At 62.3% G+C, this 22,060-nt stretch carries 18 protein-coding genes and 1 pseudogene; 10 read left to right on the top strand and 9 right to left on the bottom strand.

Annotated features, from left to right (window positions below; all coding sequences use genetic code 11):
• The first annotated feature begins 244 nt into the window (after positions 1-244).
• Together ACYP33_RS04235 and ACYP33_RS04230 are read left to right on the top strand one after the other, a co-directional pair.
• On the top strand, positions 245-1,447 hold the full coding sequence (locus tag ACYP33_RS04235) for an AAA family ATPase (protein WP_459619907.1): 1,203 nt from the start codon (positions 245-247) through the stop codon (positions 1,445-1,447).
• Positions 1,444-3,666, top strand: coding sequence for a S8 family peptidase (locus tag ACYP33_RS04230; RefSeq protein ID WP_459619905.1), 2,223 nt, complete (start codon positions 1,444-1,446; stop codon positions 3,664-3,666). Before ACYP33_RS04235 ends, ACYP33_RS04230 begins: the two co-directional genes overlap by 4 nt.
• Before the next feature lie 134 nt (positions 3,667-3,800).
• On the opposite strand, the gene ACYP33_RS04225 is transcribed toward ACYP33_RS04230, so the two are convergent.
• The 3 genes from ACYP33_RS04225 to ACYP33_RS04215 form a co-directional block, all read right to left on the bottom strand.
• Complete coding sequence (locus ACYP33_RS04225) at positions 3,801-4,997, bottom strand: tyrosine-type recombinase/integrase (RefSeq protein ID WP_459619903.1); 1,197 nt, start codon at positions 4,995-4,997, stop codon at positions 3,801-3,803.
• Positions 4,998-5,383: 386 nt separating this feature from the next.
• Positions 5,384-6,832, bottom strand: a complete 1,449-nt coding sequence (locus tag ACYP33_RS04220) for a UdgX family uracil-DNA binding protein (protein WP_459619901.1) — start codon at positions 6,830-6,832, stop codon at positions 5,384-5,386.
• A 9-nt stretch (positions 6,833-6,841) separates the two neighbouring features.
• Complete coding sequence (locus tag ACYP33_RS04215) at positions 6,842-8,053, bottom strand: putative DNA modification/repair radical SAM protein (RefSeq protein WP_459619899.1); 1,212 nt, start codon at positions 8,051-8,053, stop codon at positions 6,842-6,844.
• Between the two features lie 126 nt (positions 8,054-8,179).
• Between ACYP33_RS04215 and ACYP33_RS04210 the strand changes: the two genes are divergently transcribed.
• Positions 8,180-8,398 (top strand): phytanoyl-CoA dioxygenase family protein, encoded by a 219-nt coding sequence (locus tag ACYP33_RS04210; protein WP_459619897.1) that lies wholly within the window; start codon positions 8,180-8,182, stop codon positions 8,396-8,398.
• Positions 8,399-8,434: 36 nt separating this feature from the next.
• Here ACYP33_RS04210 and ACYP33_RS04205 read toward each other — a convergent pair whose 3' ends face one another.
• Entirely contained in the window at positions 8,435-9,337 is a 903-nt protein-coding gene (locus tag ACYP33_RS04205; RefSeq protein WP_459619895.1) for a LysR family transcriptional regulator, read from the bottom strand.
• A gap of 96 nt (positions 9,338-9,433) precedes the next feature.
• On the opposite strand from ACYP33_RS04205, the gene ACYP33_RS04200 reads away from it, so the two are divergent.
• Entirely contained in the window at positions 9,434-10,303 is an 870-nt protein-coding gene (locus ACYP33_RS04200; RefSeq protein WP_459619893.1) for a DMT family transporter, read from the top strand.
• Between the two features lie 54 nt (positions 10,304-10,357).
• Positions 10,358-11,098, top strand: coding sequence for an alpha/beta fold hydrolase (locus ACYP33_RS04195; protein ID WP_459619891.1), 741 nt, complete (start codon positions 10,358-10,360; stop codon positions 11,096-11,098).
• A 345-nt stretch (positions 11,099-11,443) separates the two neighbouring features.
• On the opposite strand, the gene ACYP33_RS04190 is transcribed toward ACYP33_RS04195, so the two are convergent.
• Positions 11,444-12,343, bottom strand: a complete 900-nt coding sequence (locus ACYP33_RS04190; RefSeq protein WP_459619889.1) for a LysR family transcriptional regulator — start codon at positions 12,341-12,343, stop codon at positions 11,444-11,446.
• A gap of 181 nt (positions 12,344-12,524) precedes the next feature.
• Here ACYP33_RS04190 and ACYP33_RS04185 point away from each other — a divergent pair, with 181 nt between their 5' ends.
• The 3 genes from ACYP33_RS04185 (at position 12,525) to ACYP33_RS04175 (ending at position 15,730) form a co-directional block, all read left to right on the top strand.
• A complete protein-coding gene (locus tag ACYP33_RS04185; protein WP_459619887.1) occupies positions 12,525-13,712 on the top strand; it encodes an MFS transporter in 1,188 nt (395 codons plus the stop codon).
• A gap of 19 nt (positions 13,713-13,731) precedes the next feature.
• A complete protein-coding gene (locus tag ACYP33_RS04180; RefSeq protein ID WP_459619885.1) occupies positions 13,732-14,850 on the top strand; it encodes a Gfo/Idh/MocA family protein in 1,119 nt (372 codons plus the stop codon).
• Between the two features lie 85 nt (positions 14,851-14,935).
• Entirely contained in the window at positions 14,936-15,730 is a 795-nt protein-coding gene (locus ACYP33_RS04175; protein WP_459619883.1) for an SDR family NAD(P)-dependent oxidoreductase, read from the top strand.
• 57 nt (positions 15,731-15,787) lie between these two features.
• Here ACYP33_RS04175 and ACYP33_RS04170 read toward each other — a convergent pair whose 3' ends face one another.
• The gene (locus ACYP33_RS04170; protein ID WP_414451921.1) at positions 15,788-16,270 is read right to left on the bottom strand and encodes a RidA family protein; all 483 of its coding nucleotides are present in this window, start codon (positions 16,268-16,270) and stop codon (positions 15,788-15,790) included.
• Positions 16,271-16,353: 83 nt separating this feature from the next.
• Positions 16,354-16,725: pseudogene (locus ACYP33_RS04165) on the bottom strand (aromatic amino acid lyase); the annotation flags it as partial.
• Positions 16,726-16,757: 32 nt separating this feature from the next.
• Here ACYP33_RS04165 and ACYP33_RS04160 point away from each other — a divergent pair.
• The gene (locus ACYP33_RS04160; protein WP_459619881.1) at positions 16,758-17,306 is read left to right on the top strand and encodes a LysR substrate-binding domain-containing protein; all 549 of its coding nucleotides are present in this window, start codon (positions 16,758-16,760) and stop codon (positions 17,304-17,306) included.
• Positions 17,307-17,607: 301 nt separating this feature from the next.
• On the opposite strand, the gene ACYP33_RS04155 is transcribed toward ACYP33_RS04160, so the two are convergent.
• Positions 17,608-19,173 (bottom strand): hypothetical protein, encoded by a 1,566-nt coding sequence (locus ACYP33_RS04155; RefSeq protein WP_459619879.1) that lies wholly within the window; start codon positions 19,171-19,173, stop codon positions 17,608-17,610.
• Positions 19,174-19,421: 248 nt separating this feature from the next.
• Positions 19,422-20,969, bottom strand: a complete 1,548-nt coding sequence (locus ACYP33_RS04150; RefSeq protein WP_459620168.1) for an acetolactate synthase large subunit — start codon at positions 20,967-20,969, stop codon at positions 19,422-19,424.
• 137 nt (positions 20,970-21,106) lie between these two features.
• On the opposite strand from ACYP33_RS04150, the gene ACYP33_RS04145 reads away from it, so the two are divergent.
• On the top strand, positions 21,107-22,060 hold a 954-nt coding region (locus ACYP33_RS04145), incomplete at its 3' end, for a LysR family transcriptional regulator (protein ID WP_459619877.1).

The following is a 22,060-nucleotide window of genomic DNA, read 5'->3' as shown; positions in this document are numbered from 1 at the left end:
GTGGTTGGGTCTCTTGTTCCGATTCTTCTTATCAAACCACAAATTTCGAACATACGACGTGGGCCGTGGCGGATGCCGTGAGCAGGGCTAAGGCCGGAAAGCTCAGCAGTGCGTCTAGGCGTTGGCCAGCAGCCCCGGTGGGCCACCCAATGTAGTGCAGTTCAATCACGTGATACACGTCATCGACGTTCCCTATGTGCTTCACAGCACTGTTGGAAGTGTGAGACAATAATTTTAGTCCATTTTGTCTTCTTTGAAAGACTATATAAAACAAGAGGTTATAGTAATTATGGGCGAAATTAGTGGTTTGAAGGCGGATTTAGCCCAGATGGTTCGGCTGGCGTTGGCTGAGCAGACTGAAGATGTGCGGCTCTTTGCCGCGCGCTTGGTCAGAAAGTACCGAGTCTCTGATCCTGAGCTTTCGGAGCAAGTCGACCTGTTCCTGCGAGCGAAGCCACATCGTGCTGGAACAGTGATGCGCAAGGCAGCCGCACCGTCGATGGCGGACCAAGCACTGCCGGTCGATGACGAGTCGCGGTTGTCGTTGCTGAAAGCTTCTCGCGATCCGCACGATGGAGAGGCGCCTATGTTGTCGTCGGAATTGGATGACGCACTTGGGCAACTCATCCTCGAACGGAAGCAGGCTGCGCGGCTTGAGGAGCTCGGTCTGGCACCGACAAGATCGGCGATCTTCGTGGGGCAACCGGGTGTAGGCAAGACCCTTACCGCACGTTGGTTGGCGGCTCAGCTGCGTCTTCCGCTATATGTTCTTGATCTGACCGCAGTCATGAGCAGCTTGTTGGGCCGAAGCGGCAGCAACTTGCGAGCTGCCTTGGATTTTGCCAAACGCGGGCCGTGTGTACTTTTGCTGGACGAGATTGATGCGATTGCGAAACGCCGAAGTGACGACGCAGATGTTGGTGAACTCAAGCGATTAGTCACCGTCATTTTGCAAGAGGTTGATGAATGGCCATCCACGGGCTTGTTGCTGGCTGCTACTAACCATCCTGAGCTAATCGATCCGGCGCTTTGGCGCAGGTTCGATTTGGTGGTGGAGTTTAAGGTGCCAGAGCCGGCTGTGGTCAAGGAGGCCGTGAAGAGGTTCTTGGGTCCAGACTATCCACTCTTCGCGCGCTGGATTGATATCTTGGTTTTTGCGTTCAACGGCCAGTCCTTTAGTGATATTTCACGCGAGATTCAGCGCGTCCGAAGAGCCGTGGCGCTTGGAACGAGCACCGATGTCGATCTGATTGAGGAGTTCATCAAGGCGCGGGCCTTGTCACTTGATCGAGCGGGACGCATCGAAATGGCGGTACTCCTCGCAAAACATACGCGGTTGTCGCAGCACGCCATTTCTGACCTCACTGGTGTGAGCAGAGACACTATTCGTAAGTACGCCTCGGACGGGGCGCCGGCAGTTGCCAAAAAACGGAGTCGTGAGGCATGAGTCAAACCAATTTTTTGATTGGTCGTGGTGAGCTACTGACGCACGAAATCAAAGGCCCTAAGCGCGGAATGGACAAGGCGGAGGTGTACACGCTGTCGCAGGCGCAGAGCCGTTTGATTCCTCAGTTCGAGACAGTCTCTTCGAGCCTTGATAGCCTTCCTGCTAAGGCGTGCCCAGGCGATTTCGGTGTCGTGCGCCTCGCGCTCAATCCTAGTTACATTGCGCGTTCTTTTTTCCCGGTCGCGATGCTTCGTAGCCTTGGGCTGGAGTCGGTAGGAAGTCGAGCTGTCAAGCTCACGCCGGACGCTTGGTCAAAAAAAGGTCCCCCGCGCGAGTCAACAACGACTGAGCTCTTCGTGGTGGGCAAGCGTCAAACGTTTCGGCAGCTGACGGATTGGGCGGAACATGTGGAGGATGGTTCAACCGAGTCGAAAGACCTGACACACATCGAACGGATCTCCGTGTTCGCGACGAGCGATCGAATCGTCTCCCTTGGGCAGAAAAAGGACCGATTCTTCGAGGTCGGACTGCATCTGTTGCCGAGCGACAACAATCAATTTGTGCAACGTGCTTTCGCCAAATATGCCGCAGATATCGGTGTGACGATACACGTTGATCTGTCGTTCAGTGCTGGCAACCTTTGGTTTCTGCCGGTTGAAGGGAAGCACGAAAACATCAAACGACTCGCCGAGTTCACGTTCGTGCGTGTGATCCGACCGGTGCCAAAATTGCGTGGGATGCGACCAGTGCAGCGTGGTGCCGGTGTGCGGGTGGCTTGCAGTCTTCCCGCTGAGCAACCCCTTTCGTCGGAACCCAAGGTCGCAATTCTGGATGGTGGCTTACCGGATCAGCACAGCATTGCACCTTGGCTGCGAACCTATCGCGTGCTTGACGAGAATGCGAGCGATGATCCCGGCGGGCTTTCGCATGGTCTAGGCGTCACCTCAGCGTTTTTGTTTGGCCCGATTGCTCCAAATAGCACTGCGGCAAGACCGTATTCATACGTTGATCATCTACGAGTTTTGGATCGTGAGACAGACTCGGAAGATCCTTTGGAACTGTATCGGACTTTGGGTTTCGTCGAAGAAGTACTGCTCTCGCGGCAGTATCAATTTGTCAATCTCAGCTTGGGACCGGACCTGCCGATCGACGATACAGATGTGCATGCTTGGACGTCGGTGATTGACGACCTCCTCAGTGACGGCGATACGCTTATGACGGTAGCGGTCGGCAATAACGGCGAAATGGACCGCTCGGTTGGGAACGCTCGCGTTCAAGTTCCATCTGACTGCGTCAATGCTCTGTCCGTTGGTGCAGCCGATAACGTTGATGCGACGTGGGCGCGTGCTGCGTACAGCGCAGTCGGCCCCGGACGCAGTCCTGGTGTGGTGAAGCCTGATCTCATGGCATTCGGCGGGGACGCTGCAGGCTCGAAGTACTTTCACGTTCTCGCGGAGGGGGCAAAACCGTCGCTTGAGCCTCAGCTTGGCACGAGTTTCGCCTCGCCGTATCTTCTGCGAAATGCGGTGGGGGTGCGCGCTATCCTTGGCGCCGATTTGACGCCCTTGGCCATCAAGGCGTTGCTGGTGCATGCCGCCGATTCCTCGACGCATGACAAGATCGAGGTCGGTTGGGGAAAAATTCCTGAGGATCTCATGGATGTCATCACTTGCCCGAAAGGTGTGGCACGCGTGGTTTACCAAGGGGAGTTGAAGCCGGGCAAATATCTGCGGGCCGCTCTTCCGCTGCCAGTCGGAGGCCTACAGGGGAAGATTCGTCTGAAAGCGACGTTCTGCTACTCCTCACCGACTGATCCGCAAGATGCTGTCGCTTACACTCGCGCGGGCCTTGAGATTGTTTTTCGTCCAAGTGATAAGAAAATCAAGGAAGGCAAGGCCAATGCGAACACGACCGGGTTCTTCGACATGAAAAAGTATGCAACGGAGGAAGAGCGCCGTTCTGATTTGGGCAAGTGGGAAACCGTGCTTCACGGTAACAAATCGATGTACGGAAGTAGCTTGGAGAACCCGGTGTTCGACATTCACTACAATGCTCGAGAGGGCGGCGCGCCCACGAAGAGTGCCGAGAAGATTCGGTACGCACTGATTATCACGGTAGAGGCGCCCAAGCATGCGGATCTGTATAACGACATTTTGCGTGCTTACGCCAAGATGCTGGTGCCCATCCAACCGAAGGTTTCGCTGCCGATTCGTCTTTGATGGCGAGGACTTCTTTGGGGGCAAGGCAAGTCGGGAAGCAATGTCACTCTAGTTGCCTCCCGACTATCCAGCGCAGTGCAGTGCGATGTGCGCTCAACGATCCGATTCGAGCGGCTTCCGCCTAGCCGCTAGACTTATTTTTGTGCTTGATAGATGTGCTTAGCCCACGCATCCATCAATGGTCGACGTTGCTCGAGCAAATCAGTTCGATGGTACGCCGCCTCGACTTTATTTGTGACCGTGTGGGCAAGTGCACGCTCTGCTAGATCGCGGGCGTAGCCATGCTCACTCGCCCAATCTCGAAAGCTAGATCGGAAGCCGTGAGCGGTTGCGCAACGACCAGGAGTGTCGCTCTCAGCCTTCACGCGACGTAATAGTGCAGTCAGCGTCATGTCGCTTAACTGCATTCCCCGAGGGGACGGGAAAACGAGCGAGTCATGAAGGCCGGTAGCTTGCATTCCTTTCAAGATAGAAAGGGCTGCATCTGGGAGCGGAACGCGATGAGGCGCGTTCGCTTTCATTCGCTGCGCAGGGACGTTCCATACGCGTCCATATAAATCGAATTCGTCCCAAGTGGCGCCTCGAACCTCACCGCTTCGCGTCGCGGTCAAAATTAGGAAGAGAAGGGCCGCGCGCGTACCGTCTGTTGCCTTGTGATCAATCAGATGCGTTGCCGCAAACTTCGGGACTTGATGCCAGGGCATGGCAGGTTGATGCTCAGGCTTGCTGGATTGCTTAGGTAGAAGATGATCCACGACGCTCAACGGATTCGCGGCGATATAGCCGTGTGCCCAGGCCCACTGCATTACAGCGTGCATCCGTTGTCGAGTGCGGCTAGCAGTTTCGGCCTTGGTTAGCCATATCGGACGAAGCACGTCAGCGCAATCGCCAGGGCTGATAGCTTCAAGCTTCCGGTTACCGAGCTTAGGGAACACGTAAGTTTCGAGCGTAGTGAGCCATTGAGCGGCATGCTTCTCATTTTTCCAGCCTGGCTTGAGCTCATCATGGACTCGTCGGGCCGCGCTCTCGAAAGTAAGCGCGGCGGCGGCAACGGCTGCTGCCTCATGCTCGAGGTTGCGCTGATCGATGGGGTCTTCGCCTCCGTCGATCAGCTTACGCATTGCGTGTGCTTTTTCGCGAGCTTCGGAAATCGAAGTTTCTGGATAGGTCCCAAGGCCAGCGTCGCGCCGTTTACCCGTTACAGGGCTAGTGAATCGCAACGTCCATTTGCACCCAGATTTGGACGGCGAGAGGAGCAGCCCGGTGACTTTTCCATCGAACACGGGTTTGTCGCCCGGCTTCAGTGCTTTTGCTTGTTTGTCGGTTAGCATCAATTCTCAGCCCATCAGTCAGCCCATCAGGAAGCGTTGGATGGGCTTGGAAGTCGTTAGCTTAATTTGGACAGTTGGATGGTGCAAGTCATTGATGATAAAAGAAATATTTGGAATCGCTTGGATGGCTTTGGTTGTGGCGCTGGCGGTCTCCGTCTCCGCCATTAGGCGGTGACAAAGCCCCGCAAGTTCTCGGACTTGCGGGGCTTTTTCTTTTTCAGCCTATCCAGCCCATCGGCTGGCGTTGGCTTGATCCCTGCAACTGAGGGTTGCCGGCACACCTGCCCAGGGGGCCGTGGGCATCGCGAAGCCATGTTCACCTCCTGGCACAAAAATGATCCGAAGGATGCACAGGTCATCCTTCGGATGCCCCGGCGCAGCACTGATCAGCGCCAGGCATCCGCCATTTCACGCGCAAGGACGAGCGCCCGGGTCATGTCGTCGAGCACTTGGTCGCGCGAGTTTCCATCCTGCTGGCGCAATGCGAACGACGGGTGATAGGTGGCGATGGCCCATCCACCATCGATCTCGAAAGGTGCATTCAGGTAATCTCCAAGGCTGGCTTTCCTGCGCAGCAGCGTGGTGAGCGCCGTGGCGCCGAGCGCCACGATCACGGCAGGTCGCACCGTGTCCAGTTCACGCTCGAGCCAGTAACGGCAGGCTTCGATTTCACGTTGCACGGGCGTTTTGTGCAAACGGCGTTTGCCGCGCGGCTCCCATTTGAAATGCTTCACTGCATTGGTCAGATAGACCTGATCGCGCAACAAGCCCGCGCGCTCGATGGCAACGTCGAGCAGTTGTCCCGCCGGCCCGACGAACGGTTGTCCGCTCAGGTCTTCCTGATCGCCCGGTTGCTCGCCGATCAACATGATTCGAGCGCTGCTCGGTCCCGCGCTGCCCACCGCCTGCGTAGCGTTCCGCCACAAGTCGCAACGTCGGCAAGCATCCAGCGAAGAGGCTTGCTCTCGAACCGGTTGCGCCGCGTCGGCTTCGACAGCAATCGCCTTGCCGGCCAGCGTGCCGACACCGCTGGCTTGAGCGAGCCGCCGCGCGCCGCTCCTGGCTTCGCTGATCATGCCGGGAATCAAACGCGCCTCGGGCAAGCCCTTCCAGAAACGCACCGGCATATGCTGCTCCAGCGCGTTTTCGTTCAATCGTGCCGGGTTGAACGTGCTCCGGTAATACGCGAGCCACAATGCCTCGGCCTCATCCTCGGTGTCGTGACGATGACCACCCGGCAACGCGCAATGCGTGTCCAGATGCAACTGGCCGCCGTCCCAGAAGGCGGCGCCGCGAGGGGTGGTGATGAGCCATGAGGATCGACCCATGCGCTGCGCAAAATGTTCCGCGGCCCACTCGAGCACGTCGTGGTCGGGCTCGTACCAGGCAAGGTATTCGGGAGCGGCCTGGCCGTTCGGCTGCTTGCGAAATCGCACATAGGCAATCATGTCGTGCTGGGCGCGGCGCACGCTCTTGGCCATGCGGTAAAGGCGTGAGCCGTCGGAATCGGCGGGCGATGCCGCCGAGCGGTCGCCGTGATGCCAGCGCCACAGCACCTTGTATAAAAACGCCCAGCGCTGAGGATCGCGAAACGATGCGGCGTCTTTCAGCAGCGCCGCGAACGCCTTCGACACCTGAACTTCGGCACGGCGGGGTGAGGCCGCGGGCGTGCCTGGCGATTCCGGCGCGTAGTCGATCAAGGCTTGCTGCTGCGGCATCTCGATCGCCTCCGCGAGATGCCAGTGGATCGACGCCGGCGGAAGGTCTTCGGCGAGGGCCGCAAGCGAGGCCGCGCGCCACGCGGCAAAGCGATCTTCGATCACGATGGTACGCATCGGCCGTCCTTACAGCAGCGCGAGTTGCACCGGCGGTGGCACGAGTACGCGGCGCAGTGTCTCCGACGACGCATCATGCAGGGCGGCGCGATAATCCTGCGTCACCACGAACGGCCGGATTTTCTCCATCGGACAGCGCAGACGCACCAGATCCTCGTAACGGACGCGACGCGTGCACCGCAATTCGACGATGCGTTTTGCGTTGCGCATGCCGATGCCGGGCACGCGCGCGATCATGCGAAGCGGCGCGCGGTTGAGGTCGACAGGAAAATGCTCGCGATGAGCGAGCGCCCACGCGAGCTTCGGATCGATATCAAGCGTCAGATCTGCGCTTTGCTCGAACAGTTCGTCTGCACGGAAGCCGTATCCGCGCAGCAGAAAGTCGGCTTGATAAAGCCGATGTTCGCGCAGCAGAGGGGGCGCCTGCGCGGGCAAGGAGGACGGGCTGTCTGGGATCGGACTGAAGGCCGAGTAGTAAACGCGCTTGAGCTTGAACGAGCCGTAGAGCGATTCGGCCGTCTGCAGGATGGTGCGATCGTTTGTCTGATCGGCCCCGACGATCATTTGCGTGCTTTGCCCCGCCGGTGTGAACGGTGGAGCCTTCGTCTCGGTCTGCGCCTCTTCCTGGGCAAGCCGGATCGATCCCATCGCCAGCTTGATGGTGCGCAGGTTCTTTTCCGGCGCGAGGCGCGCGAGGCTGCCGTCCGTCGGCAATTCGATGTTCACGCTCAGACGATCCGCATAGCGGCCGGCTTTCGCGATGAGTTCAGGGTCCGCGTCCGGAATGGTCTTGAGATGCAGATAACCGCGGAACTGGTGGTCCTCCCGCAGCGACTGCGCCACGCGCACCAATTGTTCCATCGTGTAGTTGGACGACCGGATGATGCCCGAACTGAGGAACAGGCCGTCGATATAGTTGCGCCGGTAAAAATCGAGCGTGAGATCGACGACTTCCTCGGGCGTGAATCGTGCGCGCGGCACATTGCTGGAGCGGCGGTTCAAGCAGTACTGGCAGTCGTACAGGCAAAAGTTGGTGAGCAGGATCTTGAGGAGCGACACACAGCGCCCGTCCGGCGTAAAGCTGTGACAGATACCTGCGCCGGTGCTGGCACCGAGCCCGGCAACACCGCGCGAACCGCGCTTGGGTGCGCCGCTGCTGGCGCAGGAAGCGTCGTACTTTGCCGCGTCGGCCAATACCTCGAGCTTCTTCTGCAGTTCCACATCATCACCAATACTGTATATGCATACAGTATTTTACGTGGGCGGGCGGTGAGCGCAAGCGGAAAATGAAATCGCTTTTGGGGCGGAATCGAAGGGCAGGCCGGGCCGCAAATCGGGCGGGCGGCGATGCGGGACGCGCGAGATGCACGAGATGTCATCGACACGCGCGTGGAAGTCGAGATGAGGGCGGGCGATGTCGTGTTCTTTCATTGCAAGACATTGCATCGCGCCGGCCAAAACGGATCGGCGCAGGTGAAGCTTTCGCTCAATTTTGCGTACCACGGTGCCGGTAACTTTCCGGTTCAGGGAACGCGATCGGCCGGCATGCCGTCCATCGCCATGTGAACACCATCGCGATGCCGGCTGGGCAGTCTCCACGACTCAGCCGATCTTCGCCGCTCTCCGAAGTGCGACGTCGTGCGCCACCGCCGCCAACGCCGCAGCCAGCTCTCCGTCGTCGTGCGCGACCCGGACGTGCGTCTCGGGCAATTCGGGCAATGCCGCAGCCAGCGGGGCCGGCAGCAGATCCTCGTCCGACATGGACGCGGGCAAGGCCGCAATGGCCAGATCGGCGCGCACCGCGGCCGCCTGGCCGGCGGGCGCGTCGCTGCTATAGGCGATGCGATAGGCCCGGCCATCCGCCTCCAGTGCGTTCAGGGCCACTTCGCGCCAGGCGCAGCCCGCCACGGCCACGGCCAGCGGCAACGGGTCGATGGAAATCGCGCGCCCGCCGCGCGCCATGAGCCATACCAACGGTTCGGACCAGACCTTCCGGGAAGGTATGGTCGGCGGGCCGACGTCGCTGAACAGCACGACATTGCTGCGTCCTTTCGTGAAACCGTGCATCACGCTCGACGACGCGCCCAACTGCACATCGATGCGAATGCGCGGATGGCGCTCGGCCATCTGAAGCAGCAGTTCGGGCACGAACGTCTTGCCGAGATCGTGCGGCGCGGCGAGCACCACGCGTCCTTCGAGCGACGACCGGGAGAACAGCGCAAGGGTTTCGTCATTGAGCGCCAACAGGTTGCGCGCCTGCCGCAACAACAGCTCGCCGTGTTCGGTCAGCGACACCCGCCGCGCATCGCGTTCGAGCAGACGATGCCCGAGCAGCGCTTCGAGCCGGGCGATTTGCAAGCTGACGGCGGATGGCGAGAGGTTGACCCTGGCCGCGGCGCGCCGGAACGAGCCCGTTTCCTGGATCGCCACGAAGCTGCGCAGCGCTTCCAGACTCAGCGTGCGCATCGACGGCAGTATCGCCAGTGTTGAGTTTTCCTGTTTCATAAGAGAAGTAAATTTCGTTTTTGTAAACGTCGTTCGGACCATACCATGCCGTCAATCCAATGAAACCGGCAATGTCTCGTGTCCCCTTCCCGCAATTTGACGTTCGGCCTGATGTGGGCCGCCACGGCCATCCTGATCTGGTCGGGATCGTTGATCCTGCTGCGTCTCGGCGTCACCACCGGGTTGACCTCCTATGACCTGACCGCACTGCGTTTCGGCGTGGCGGCTGCCTTGCTGCTGCCGGTGCTGGTCCGCGGTGGTTTCCCGACCGACGGCCCGGGCCTGGGCGGCGTGCTGGCGATGGTTGCGCTGTTCGGCGCGCCCTATGTGCTGTTGCTGTCGCTGGCCGTGAAGACGGCGCCCGCCGCCGCGGCCGGCGCACTGAACCCCGGCGTCATGGCGATCGCCTCCGTGCTGCTGGGCCGGGTGCGCCATGCGCAGCGCATCAACCCGGCGCGCTGGCTGGGAATCGGCCTGACGCTGGCGGGCATCGCGGCGTTCGTTGGGACGGCGGGCGGCCTGGCGACGGGCCATTTCGTGCTGTTCGCCACGGGGCTGATGTGGGCGGCCTTTGCCGCCTTTGTCCGCGCCCGGCGCGTGCCGGCGCTTCGCGCCACCGCGCTCATCGCCGTGGGCTCGGCGGTGCTGTATCTGCCCGTCTACCTGCTGGCGCTGCCGGTCGGGATCCTCCACGCAAAGCCGGCCGACGTGCTGCTGCAAGCCGTGTTTCAAGGCGTACTGGTGACCACGGTCGCGGTGTATGCCTTCGGCCGGTCGGCGGAATTGCTGGGGGCGGAAGTCGGCACCAGCCTGCCGGCCTTGATTCCCGCCGTCACGCTGGCGCTGGACACGTTCGTCATGGGCGACACGCCACGGCCGTGGGACGTGGCGGCGGCGTGCCTGGTCACGGTGGGCATCGCGCTGATCCTGCTGCGCGCCCGCCGCAAGACCGGATCGGAAAATTAAGTCGCGAGCCCGGTGCTCGCATCACATCGATCAACAAAGGAAAGGAAAAACACGATGGCAACATTCGTTCTGGTCCACGGCGCCTATCAGGGCGGCTGGGTGTATGCGCGTTTGGCGCGCAAGCTTCGAGCGGCCGGGCACGAGGTCCATACGCCCACGCTGACGGGGCTCGGCGAGCGCTCGCATCTGGCCGATCGCGCGATCAATCTCGACACGCACATTCAGGACATCGTCAACGTCTTCAAGTTCGAGAAGATCGACGACGCCATTCTGTGCGGCCATTCCTATGGCGGCATGGTCGTGACGGGTGTCGCGAACGAGATCGGCGCACGGATCCGCTCGTTGTTCTACATCGACGCCTATGCGCCCACCGATGGGCAGTCGCTCGTCGACATCACCGGCCCGGAGATGGCACAGGCGTTTCTGGCGCAGGCCGGCGCGAATGGCGGCATGTTGCCGCCGATTCCGGCCCGCCTGTTCAACGTCAACGAGGCCGATGCCGCATGGGTCGATGCGACGAGCGTGCCGCAGCCGCTGGCGACGTTCGTGCAAGGCGTTCGGGCCGGCGTGGATGCGACGCGAGTGGCCCGGCGCACGTTCCTGTTTGCCACCCGGAACGGCGGCAACTGGTTTGCCTCCACCTACGAGAAGCTCAGGCACGAGGCAGGGTGGACCGTTCATACGCTGCCCTGCGGGCACGCGGTGATGTTGGACCAACCCGACGAACTGGCTGCGCTGCTATTGCAGGAATGTGCCGCCGAGCCGGGCGGCGGCGACGAGCAGGCGCCGCGCTAGGCGAGCGTATCGATCGCGCTACGGCGCCGGCCCCTGGAATTCGGCGTGCCGTCTCAGCCAACTGCCGCCCGCTTTCACCGGGCCGCGATTGGCATGGACGGCCAGTTGCGCGCGCGCATTCGGGTAGCGGGCGACCTGACGAATGACGGTTGGCAACCTGAACCGCGTGTTTCGGAGTTTGCCGAGATGGAGCGCAGCTCGCGGACCTGACCAGGGTGTCCCTCCGACTTGGCGCGGCTCACCCGATCTGCGCATGATGCTGCGGGCGTTGTGTCGTCTGCGGCACGGCAGGACGAAGAAAGCGCGGGCGGCAGTGATCAGACAAATACCGAGTGCGTCGCAATGCTAGGGCTGTTCGGCGGCCATCTTCTCGACGAGAAAGTCGACCAGCGCCCGCACTTTCGGCGAAGGGTGGCGGGAGGACGGCCAGAACATGCGGAACGTGACTCGGTGCAACTCGGTGAAATCCTGAAGGACGACTTCGAGCCGTTCTGCCGCCAGCGCCTCGCGCACCGTGAACTCGGGCAGGCAGGCAATCCCCAGCCCGTTTTCCGAGAAACACAACCGCCCCTCCAGATGGTTCGCGACCATCGACACCGGCAGCGGGATCTCGCCCTCGTCGCCCCAGGCCAACGGCCAGCGTTCGAGCTTGCCGGTGCCGTCGAAGCAGTGGTGCAGGCAATCGTGCCCGGCCAGATCCGCCGGCCGCTCGGGCCGGCCTCTGAGCGACAGGTAAGCCGGCGACGCGACCAGCAGCATGCGCCAGCTTCCAAGGGCACGAGCATTCAGCGCGGAGCTTTCAGGCTCTCCGGTGCGGATGACCGCGTCGAATCCCTCCTCGACGACGTTGACCATCCGGTTGCTGAGATCGAGATGAAGCGCTATGGCGGGATGCGCGCGCATGAACTCGGCCAGCAACGGCAGGAACAGCGTACCGACCATCGGCAGACTCACCTTGAGGCGGCCCTGCGGCGCCCCGGCGGCGCGTGACAGCTCGTGTTCGGCGCCCTGAACCTCGTCCAGGACGCGCCGGCAACGAGCGAGGAACATCGCGCCCTCGGCCGTCAGGGTGACGCTTCGCGTACTGCGGTGCAGGAGCCGTACCTTCAGGCGTTCCTCCAGACGGGCCATCCGCTTGGCCACGGCCGAGGCCGAGACGCCGGTGGATCGGGCGGTCTCGGCGAAGCTGCGCGTCTCCGCGACCTGCACGAACACGGCGAAATCGTCGAGGCTGTCGAGCATCATGGGCTTCACTCCGGACACTCCAGTCATGAGAGATGGGAAGTGTACCCACCTTTATCCGGAATGATGTCTTCCCTATCGTGAAGGCCTTCTCTTCTCGAAGGCAATGCGATGCAAGCCACATCCTGCAAATTTCGGCACCGCGATCCCGTCGCCCGCCGGCGGCCCATCCAGGGGCGCGATCATGCGTGAGGCGAAACGCTTCCCCTGGGCCGGCCTGCTCGCCCTGGCCGCGGCAGGGTTCGTGGCCATTCTGAGCGAGGCGTTGCCGGCCGGCCTGTTGCCCGCCATCGCCACCGATCTTGGCGTTTCCGTCGGTGCGGCCGGGCAATTGGTGACGCTGTATGCCCTGGGCTCGGTGGTCGCCGTGATTCCGCTGGTCAAGGCCACGCAGGCCTGGCGTCGCCGGCCGCTGCTGCTGACGGCCATCGGCGGCTTCTGCCTGGTCAACGTGGTGACCGCCCTGTCTACCTCATTCGCGCTGACGCTCGTCGCGCGGTTCGGCGCGGGCGTGTTCTCGGGGCTGCTCTGGGCGCTCCTGGCGGGACATGCGATCCGCATGGTGGCGCCTGCATGGCAGGGGCGGGCCATCGCGGTCGCGATGGTGGGGACGCCCTTGGCGCTGTCGATCGGCATTCCGGCAGGAACACTGCTCGGTGGCCTGGTCGGCTGGCGCTGGTCCTTCGGGGTGATGTCGCTGCTGGCTGCAGGCTTGTGGGCCTGGGTGAGGCTGGGTGTGCCGGACTTCCCGGGCAAGACGGGCGACGCCGCGCACCGCGTCGGCCCCGTGCTGGTTCTGCCGGGATTGCGCCCCGTGCTGGCGCTCACCGTGCTGTACGTGCTCGCGCACAACATGCTCTACACGTACATCGCGCCGTGGCTGACGTTCCTGCAATCGGGCGTTCGCGTCGACGTGGCGCTGCTCGTGTTCGGCCTGGCGGCGCTGGGCGGCATCTGGCTGACCGGGATGCGGGTCGACCGGTGGTTGGCACCGCTCATCCGCACGAGCATCGTCGCGTTCGCCGCTTCGGCCCTGGTGGCCAGCCAATTCGGGCATTCGGCGCTCGTGCTCCTGGCGTGCATCGCGTTCTGGGGCCTTGCCTTCGGCGGAACGGCGACGCTGTTCCAGACCGCCTCGTCGCGGGCCGCCGGCGACGCGGCCGACCTGGCGCAGTCGATGCTCGTCACGGTCTGGAACGCGGGCATGGCGGGCGGCGGACTGCTTGGCGCCGCGCTCCTTCCGTCGATCGGCGCCGCTGCACTGCCGTGGGCCGTGCTGGGTTTGCTGGCGGCCGCCTGGCTCGCGTCGATGGGCTTGGGACGGTCAGAAGCGTCCGCGGCCGGCCAGGGCGCGCCATCGAGGGAGTTCTGACATGCCCCGAGACGTTTCAATGATCCGGCAGCATCCCATCGCCAACATCCGCATCGGCATCGTCGGCGCCTCGCCGGAACGCGGCTGGGCTGCCATGGCGCACGTTCCGGCGCTTCGCACGGTGCCCTCGATGACGCTTCAGGCCGTGGCCACCCGGCACGAACGATCGGCCCGTCTTGCCGCCGCCGCTTTCGGCGCGCCGCTCTGGTTCGACGATGCCCACGAGATGATCGCGCACGCGGAGGTCGATGCGGTCGTGGTCGCGGTGAAGGCGCCGGACCACGCCCGGCTGGTTCGGCAGGCGTTGCTTGCAGGCAAGCCCGTCTTTTGCGAGTGGCCGTTCGGGCGCTCGCTCGAGGAGGCGCGAGAACTGGCGCAACTGGCCTGCGACCGGGGCGTTCCGACTGCGGTGGGGCTGCAGGGCCGCTTCTCGCCGTGGCTGCGACAGGTGCGCGAGATCGTCGCGACCGGCCGGCTCGGTCGAATCCTTTCCACGTCGCTCCTCGCCTGGGACGAACTGTCGACGGGGTCGATCGACCAAGGCAACGCGTACCTGCTCGACGCCGCGAACGGAGCGAATCCGCTGACCATCCACTGCGGCCACTACATCGATTCGCTGTGTTTCGTGCTCGGCGAGTTGGACAGCGTCTCGGTCACGACCGCGATCAGTCGGCCTAGGGTCGTGGTCCGGCAGACGGGCGAGGCCCTCGCGTCGTCGTCGCCCGACCAGATCGCGATGTGCGGACAACTGAACGGCGCCGCGTTCAGCTTCCACATGCGGGCCGGCAGCGGCGACCCGTCGTTTGCCTGGGAGATCCAGGGCGAGGATGCCGTGCTGCGCGTGACGTCGAAGGGACAACTGATGTGGCGGCCGCTGAGGCTGGAACGCCGGGACACCCGCGAAAAGCGATGGGAAACGATCGCACCGCCCGATCCTGTCGAAGCGGGCGGCGGCCTGCTCGCATCGGACAGCCCGGCACGCTTCGTCGCCGCGGCCTACGAGGCCTTCGCCAGCGATATCCGGACGGGATCGCGGCTATCGGCATCCTTCACCGAGGCACTCGCGCGCCGCGAGACGATGGAGGCCATCCGCACGGCCGCCGTCACCGGCACCCGCTGGCAGCCATCAGGCGCCTGACGCTCACCGCATTGCACGTATGCGCCATGGCCGGGCAGCGCTTTCCGGCCAAACACCCTCTCATCTTTCAACGAAGGAAAACGCCATGAAAATCGACCTCGGCGGCAAACGCGCCATCGTGAGCGGATCGACGGCCGGCATCGGCCTCGCGATCGCTCGCGGCCTCGCGGCCGTCGGTGCGCGTGTCATCGTCACCGGGCGGACCGAAGCGCGCGTCCGACACGCCATCGACGACATTCGTTCGACCGTGCCCGGGGCAGCGCTCGATGGCGTGGCCGCGGATCTCGCCACGGCAGCGGGCGCGGGGGCGCTCGCCGAACGCGTGGCGGACGCCGACATCCTCGTCAACAACCTCGGCACCGCTGTCCCCAAGCCGTTCGGCGAACTGACCGACGACGACTGGCTGAGTCTCTTCAATTTCAACGTCATGAGCGGCGTGCGCCTGACGCGCCGATACCTGCCAGGCATGGTGGATCGGGGCTGGGGCCGGGTGGTGTTCATCAGCAGCGAGTCCGGCCTGCATATCCCGAAGGACATGATCGACTACGGCATGACGAAGACGGCGCAGCTTGCGATTGCGCGCGGCCTGGCCGAATCGGTCGCCGGCTCCGGCGTGACGGTCAATTCGGTGCTGCCTGGGCCCACCCGCTCCGAGATTTTCGCGAACTGGCTGGAGCCGGTGGCTCGCGAGCAAGGCAAGACGTTGGAGCAGGTGCAGAAGGACTTCATCGACACCATGCGCCCCAGCTCGCTGATCGGCCGCTTCGCGACCACGGAGGAAGTGGCGAACATGGTGGTGTATGTCTGTTCGGTGCAGGCCTCGGCGACGACCGGCGCTGCGCTGCGCGTCGATGGCGGCATCGTGCGATCGCTTGGATGATCGCTGCGGGGCCACGTTCGCCTTGAACGCGACCGGGTGCGTTTGCCGGGTGCGGATTCAGCAATGATCCGGTTTCAACCGGAACAGGAAGTCGATTTCGACCGACGCGCCTTTTGGCAATTGCGCCACGCCGACCGAGGTTCGCGTATGCACGCCGACGTCGCCCAACACGGCGTAAAGCACGTCGGATGCGCCGTCGGCGACTTCACTTTGCTTCGAAAAATCGGGCGCGCTGCGCACGAAAACCGTGATGCGCGGCACCGCCGCGATTCTGTCGAGCGATCCGCAATGATTCCGTATCAGCGTCAAGGCGCGCAGCGCGGAAATGGCTGCCGCGCGGCGGGCGTCGTCGAGCGAGATGTCGTCGCCCGCCACGCCGATGAAGCGCACCACGTCGCCGACACGCGGAATCTGCCCGGACACGTAGGCGAGATTCTCGTCCACCACGACAGGCCGATAATTCCCGCCGACCTTGATCTCCTCGGTCAAGGGAAACTGGAAATCGTTCGCGAGTTGCTGGAGTACGTCGAATCGGTTCATGGTGTCGCCTGGCGGAAAGGGGAAGTGGGGGGAGCCGTGGAAGTGTAGCGCGCTTGCAATCGGCCTGATCGGAGTTTCGATGCTCAGGCCGGCTCGGAATCGAAATCCAGGGGGCAGTGCGATGCCATGCTTCCGCCCCGCACGCAACGCACGATCGCTTCGATGTCGGGCGCGAAATAGCGGTCAAGCTCGCAGTGCGGAACATGCGTTCGAATTTCCCGCATGACGTTCTGCAACGTGGGGCTGGTGGCGTGGGGTGATCGCAGCTCCACGCCGTGTGCCGCCGCGCGCAACTCGTTACCGAGGATATGTGCCGTGTTGTCCGCGATGTCGGCGAGCTTGCGTGCCGCAAACGTTGCCATCGATACGTGATCTTCCTGATTGGCCGAGGTGGGTAGCGAATCAACCGACGCCGGATGCGCAAGCGTCTTGTTCTCCGAGGACGGCGGACTTGCCGGTTCTTGCGAGAACCGGCAAGCCTGAAGACATGCAATTCGACACGGCGGCGGTGACGCTGAAGATCGGCGTGACCACCAGCATCGATCATCCCGCGGTCGTCCGGCGAACGCTTCCAGCGGTGCCGGGGGTGTGCGTGGTGCCCGAAGGGCACGCGTTGGCGAAGGTGGAGGTGGTCACGCTTCAGCATCTTGAAAACGTGCCGCTGATTTCGCTGCTCGCATCCGATCCGCTGGTGGCGCAAATCGAGCGCCACGCCGCGCTCGCCAATCTGCGCATTCCCGTTTCGATCGAAACCAATCTGGCCGCCACGGCCATTGCGTTTTGTCAGGCCGGAGCGGGCGTGACGGTAGTCGATTACCTGTCGGCCAGTGCAAACGCGACGCAGGGCGTGGTCATCAGGAAGTTCGAGCCGGCGCTGTCGATTCAATACAGCATCGATCGACAGAAGGGCAGCAAGGCATCCGCGCTGACCGATGCCCTGATCGAACGGATTGTCGACGAGCTGACACGGGCGATCGCCGAATGCGATGGGGTGACGCGCGTGCGGCCGGCAATCAGATCCGGCAGGCTACGGTAATTGGTGGCGCTTGGTGCGTCTTCTGCGGCGAGTTTGAACGGCCTAGAGACGCTTCGGTCGACCGCGATGAAGCAGTAGACGGCACGGCATCGCTGCTAAACGGCTCGCGAGTGTCCATGAAGCTCTGTCCGGTCCAGCACCGGCGCTGCAGCACCCAATCTATCTGACTTCACCACGCTGACGGACACATCCGAAGTGTTCGTCAGCGTGGTGAAGGAAGCTCGCAGTGCACGCCGTTCACTTCCCGGGGCGGCGACGCAAGCCGCCGGCAGCAGCCCGAGCTACCTCATCGTGTCAGGGTTCAGATTTTCCAGAACGGGGGCTGATCCGGGAGGCGGATGTCCACGGTTCCATCGTCATGCAGTTGCAGCACGGAATGCTGATAAATGTGCAGCTCTTTGTCACTTCCGTATGCACCCGACGCCCAGTAGGGTTTGCCGCCCTTCGTATGTGCCACGAAATTGCCGTCGATCTGCTTGATCAGCCAGCCCGGCTCCGACGAACTGGTGTTCGCCGTCCAGATCACCGTGTCGTCCGCGACCCTGACCACGTCCACGTTGCCGTTTTCCCGGTACCGAAGCCGATGTGAACGATTGGCGGACTCGATGAATCCACCTGGCAGCAGGCGCTCGTGGGACAACAGTTTGTCGGTACCGCGGAATGCCGATACATAAGGCTCGATAAAGAACTGCTGATATTTGTCGGAGTCATTTTTCTGCGTGCTGTATTGAAGCTGACGATCCTTGCCGGACCCGGAGCCGAGGGTCACCAGGCGATTCCCTTCAAAGGCATCCTGGTAGTAATTTCCGCAGAATTCGAGCAGGAAGCGCCCATCTGGCGCGCAGCGTATTCTCCAGCCCATCAGCCCCCGCATATCGCTGTCGGCAACGGCACCGTACTGGCTGCCGCTCAAGATCAGCACACGGCCAGTTCGCAGATTGCGCAGCAAAAATCGATACTCGGCCTTCGGGCTCATGGTCAGCGGCGCCATCGGCTCCAGTTGCCAGGCTTCGACATGTGGCATCAGGTGCGTCGAGTTGTTGCCATACAGCAGGCTGCCGAAGCTCACGCTTCGCCCAAAGACAGCCGACCGGAAATTGATGGGCGTCGCCTCGGGCGCGGCAGCGATGGCTGCCACCAGTTGCACCACGCTGTCCGGGATCAAGGTCAGCAGGTATCGCTCTTGCGCCTGCAACATGTCCTCGACGTTGTGCATCAGCTTCTTGCCGTCGACAAAGGGAACGCTCTTGTCTTCGTACACCAGCCCCATGATGAACACCGCCTTCATCTGTATCAGGTAGTACCGGATGAAGACGGATTTCATGGCGCAGAAATAGGCAAGGAAATCGCGGCCGATATTATTGTTGTGGAGCAGCAGAAACAGCGGCTTGTTGCTGGTACCGGACAACAGGCTGTCGATCTGCTTCACGGCACCGTATATCTCGTCGGCAACGCGTTTGCCCAGCTTCGTCAAACGCCGGATCGACGCCTTGCGCTCCTCTTCGGCACCGGCATTTCCGGCTGCGGCACTCCTGGCGGCATCGGCAAGCGAATCGAGCGCAGCCATGTACTGGTCGTACAGCGATTCGATCTGATTTACGTAGCGGTCGATGTCGTCCATCTTGATGTCCGCGTGAAAATCGTCGATCTGCGTCTTGACTTCCGAGATGGATGAACGAACTCTGTTCAACTCGCCGAGCACCTCGTCGAGCCGCCGGTTGACCTGGTTGAACTCCTCCGCATTGGTCTGCCCGGCCAGCGCGGCCCATACCTTGCCGGTGCCGTAAGAAAGACTGCTTGTCCCGATCGTTTTTCCAAGCTCTTTGGCCGTGATGGAGAAAAGACCGAGAAGAATTGAAGCCAGCATGAGGATCTCCTGTTACCCGTTGCGTGACAACCGGGTGTCGCGTTACTACCCCGAATCGTTGAAATGCTGTTTGCCGCCGCCACCCCGCGAACGGTTTGATGGCGAAGAAACAGCGTCGTCGGAACATGCCGAATCGACACAGGTAGTTTGCCTCAGCTTTGAACTGATAAATATGTATTTCCCGTCATGCCATACCGGTTCCTCGCACCAGCCGGCAATGACGCCTACGAAGTCGCGGCCGCGCAAATTCAAATGACGCACTCGATCAATCGTGGGCCACGTTGTTTCATCGCATTGGAGAATGCATCCTCGAACTCGCATGGCGTATTGACGCTCACCGCGTGGACACCCATGCCGTTCGCAAGCGCGACCCAGTTCAACGTTGGATTCTCGAGATCGAACATCGACGCGGCCAGCGCGCCGTCACTCGACGCGCCGACTCGCTTCAACTCGTTGCTGAGAATCTTGTAGCCGCGATTCGCGTAGATCACGGTAGTGACATCGACGTTTTCGCGCGCTTGTGTCCACAGAGATTGCAGGATATACATCGCGCTGCCGTCGCCTTGCAGGGTGACCACCTTTCGATCCGGGCAGGCAATGCCGGCGCCTGTCGACACGGCCATCATGCTCCCGATGGCCCCGCCGGTGAGATTGAGAAAATCGTGCGGCGCCGCGTGTGCCGTCAAGCCAAAGTGCGCAAAGCCGCATGAGATCGACTCATCGCTGACAATCGCCTGTTCCGGCAAATGCTTCGCTATCACCTGCATGATCGGCCGTGCATCGAGCGGCCCATGCGTGTCCACTTCGATATGCCTGGCGGCAACCCGTTGCTCCCTCGCATCTCCCGCGCCCAACGCGTCGACCAGCGATTCCAGCGCGACCACGCCATTCTCATGGGGATGGGATAACACCGCCAGACGACAATCCTTCGGTGTCAACCAGCTTGGCTTGTCCGGATAGGCGAAAAAGCTGACGGGAGGCTGGGCGCCCACCAGCACCAACAACTCGGTACCGGCGAGAAAGTCGGCGACCTGCTCGGCAAAATACGGCAAACGCTCGATCTGAACGCGACCGATGCCCCGTTGCATCCTCGGAAAGAAGGTGTCGCATAACAGTCGCACCCCCGTCTGCGCAGCGAGCTTGCCCGCAGCGCGCAGCCCGCGCTCCTGCAACGCCTCTCCGCGAATCAGAATGGCTGCGCGCTTGCTGCTCCGGATGCGCTGCGCCACGTGATCGATACTGTCTTGCGATACGTGTGCGCGCGTCGGTTTTACCACGGCCGGGGCCGCAAGATCCGCTTCCTCCCAAGCGGTATCGGCGGGCAAGACGAGCGTGGCGATGCGGCCGGGCCCTTCGAGCGACGCCTGGACAGCCCGTGCGGCATCCGCTCCCACGGTGCGCGCGCTGGTCGACGTGTGTATCCAGGCCGACACAGGGCGCGCGAATCCCACCAGATCCGATGACAAGGGAGCGTCGTAACGCATGTGTGAGGCTGCATGCTCTCCCACGATGTTGACGATGGGGGAATCGGCCTTGCGCGCGTTGTGCAAGTTCGCCAGACCGTTCGCCAACCCCGGGCCGAGATGCAGCAACGTGCAGGCCGGTCTGCCCATCATGCGGCCATAGCCATCGGCCGCGCCGGTGACCACCCCTTCATACAGCCCCAGAACGGGCCGCATGCCCTCCACGTTGTCCAGCGCCGCCACGAAGTGCATTTCCGACGTACCGGGGTTGGCAAAGCAAACATTCACATCGTTCGCAATCAACGAACGCAACAAACTTTCCGCACCATTCACGACCATGACCTCAGGTGAGTTATCCATCTCGGGCTGCCATCCGCTTGGCCCCGCCAAGGGCTTGAGCGAGAGCGCATGCCGGATCGTATCCACCGCGGTAAGATGCAAAAATGATGTGCAAATAGAATCTTTGTTACATGATGCGCAAGAATCTCGACTACGGTTTGCTCCATGCGATGACGGCGTTCATCCGCGTCGTCGATGCGGGGAGCTTTACGGCGGCGGCATTGCAGATGGCGCTGACCACCGCCCAGGTATCGCGGCTCGTCTCGGATCTGGAGAGCCGCCTGCAGACGCAACTGCTGCAGCGCACGACTCGGCGTCTCGCGCTGACCGGCGTGGGGGAGCGCTACGCAAACGAATGCAGGAGCATTCTCGAACTCGTCGCAGAAGCGGAAAGCAATGCCGCGGGCGCCGCCGTGCAGCCCTCGGGCCGGTTGCGCGTGATGTGCATGGCAAGTTTCGGGAGCCGTTACGTCGTCCCTCTCGTCTCGCAATATTGCGCGCGATATCCGCAGGTCCAGGTGGAATACAGCACGTCGCAATATGTGCCGGATCTGCTCGCAGAAGGCACCGACGTCAGCGTGTACCTTGCCCAGCAATTGCGCGATTCCGGCCTGGTGGCGCACCGGCTCGGCTCGACCTTCGCGGTGTTGTGCGCCGCGCCCGACTACCTCGCGCGGTGTGGCACGCCCAAGCATCCACGCGAATTGGTCAATCACGCGTGCCTGCGCCTCGTCAATCCGTCGATCACGCCGCATTGGGAGCTGACCGACGGCAAGCATGTCCACGCGCTGGACCCGAGTGGCCCGGTTGTCGGCAACAACCCGGAAGTGGTGGTGCATGGCGTCTTGAGTGCTCTGGGCATCGCGATGCTGCCGTGCTACACGGTGGTCGACGCGCTGCGCAAAGGCGCATTGGTGCAGGTGTTGCCGCGCTGGCGATCGCCTGAAATCGGAGTCTTCGCGCTGATTCCGTCGAGGCGCTTTATCGACGCGAAAACGCGTGCATGGCTCGAACTGTTGAAGGCCGAAACGCCAGCGGCACTGGAGCGTGACGTCCGGTTTTTCGAGCCTGGCCAAATGGCGAGG

This window comes from Burkholderia sp. 3C, from assembly GCF_054589155.1.
This window is presented reverse-complemented; position numbering and strand designations above follow the sequence as displayed.

Coding starts and splice junctions, on each gene's coding strand:
- ACYP33_RS04230 (WP_459619905.1), top strand. CDS start 1,444: ATGAGTCAAACCAATTTTTTGATTGGTCGTGGTGAGCTACTGACGCAC.
- ACYP33_RS04225 (WP_459619903.1), bottom strand. CDS start 4,997: ATGCTAACCGACAAACAAGCAAAAGCACTGAAGCCGGGCGACAAACCC.
- ACYP33_RS04220 (WP_459619901.1), bottom strand. CDS start 6,832: ATGCGTACCATCGTGATCGAAGATCGCTTTGCCGCGTGGCGCGCGGCC.
- ACYP33_RS04210 (WP_459619897.1), top strand. CDS start 8,180: ATGCGGGACGCGCGAGATGCACGAGATGTCATCGACACGCGCGTGGAA.
- ACYP33_RS04205 (WP_459619895.1), bottom strand. CDS start 9,337: ATGAAACAGGAAAACTCAACACTGGCGATACTGCCGTCGATGCGCACG.
- ACYP33_RS04195 (WP_459619891.1), top strand. CDS start 10,358: ATGGCAACATTCGTTCTGGTCCACGGCGCCTATCAGGGCGGCTGGGTG.
- ACYP33_RS04190 (WP_459619889.1), bottom strand. CDS start 12,343: ATGATGCTCGACAGCCTCGACGATTTCGCCGTGTTCGTGCAGGTCGCG.
- ACYP33_RS04185 (WP_459619887.1), top strand. CDS start 12,525: ATGCGTGAGGCGAAACGCTTCCCCTGGGCCGGCCTGCTCGCCCTGGCC.
- ACYP33_RS04180 (WP_459619885.1), top strand. CDS start 13,732: ATGATCCGGCAGCATCCCATCGCCAACATCCGCATCGGCATCGTCGGC.
- ACYP33_RS04175 (WP_459619883.1), top strand. CDS start 14,936: ATGAAAATCGACCTCGGCGGCAAACGCGCCATCGTGAGCGGATCGACG.
- ACYP33_RS04170 (WP_414451921.1), bottom strand. CDS start 16,270: ATGAACCGATTCGACGTACTCCAGCAACTCGCGAACGATTTCCAGTTT.
- ACYP33_RS04160 (WP_459619881.1), top strand. CDS start 16,758: ATGCAATTCGACACGGCGGCGGTGACGCTGAAGATCGGCGTGACCACC.
- ACYP33_RS04155 (WP_459619879.1), bottom strand. CDS start 19,173: ATGCTGGCTTCAATTCTTCTCGGTCTTTTCTCCATCACGGCCAAAGAG.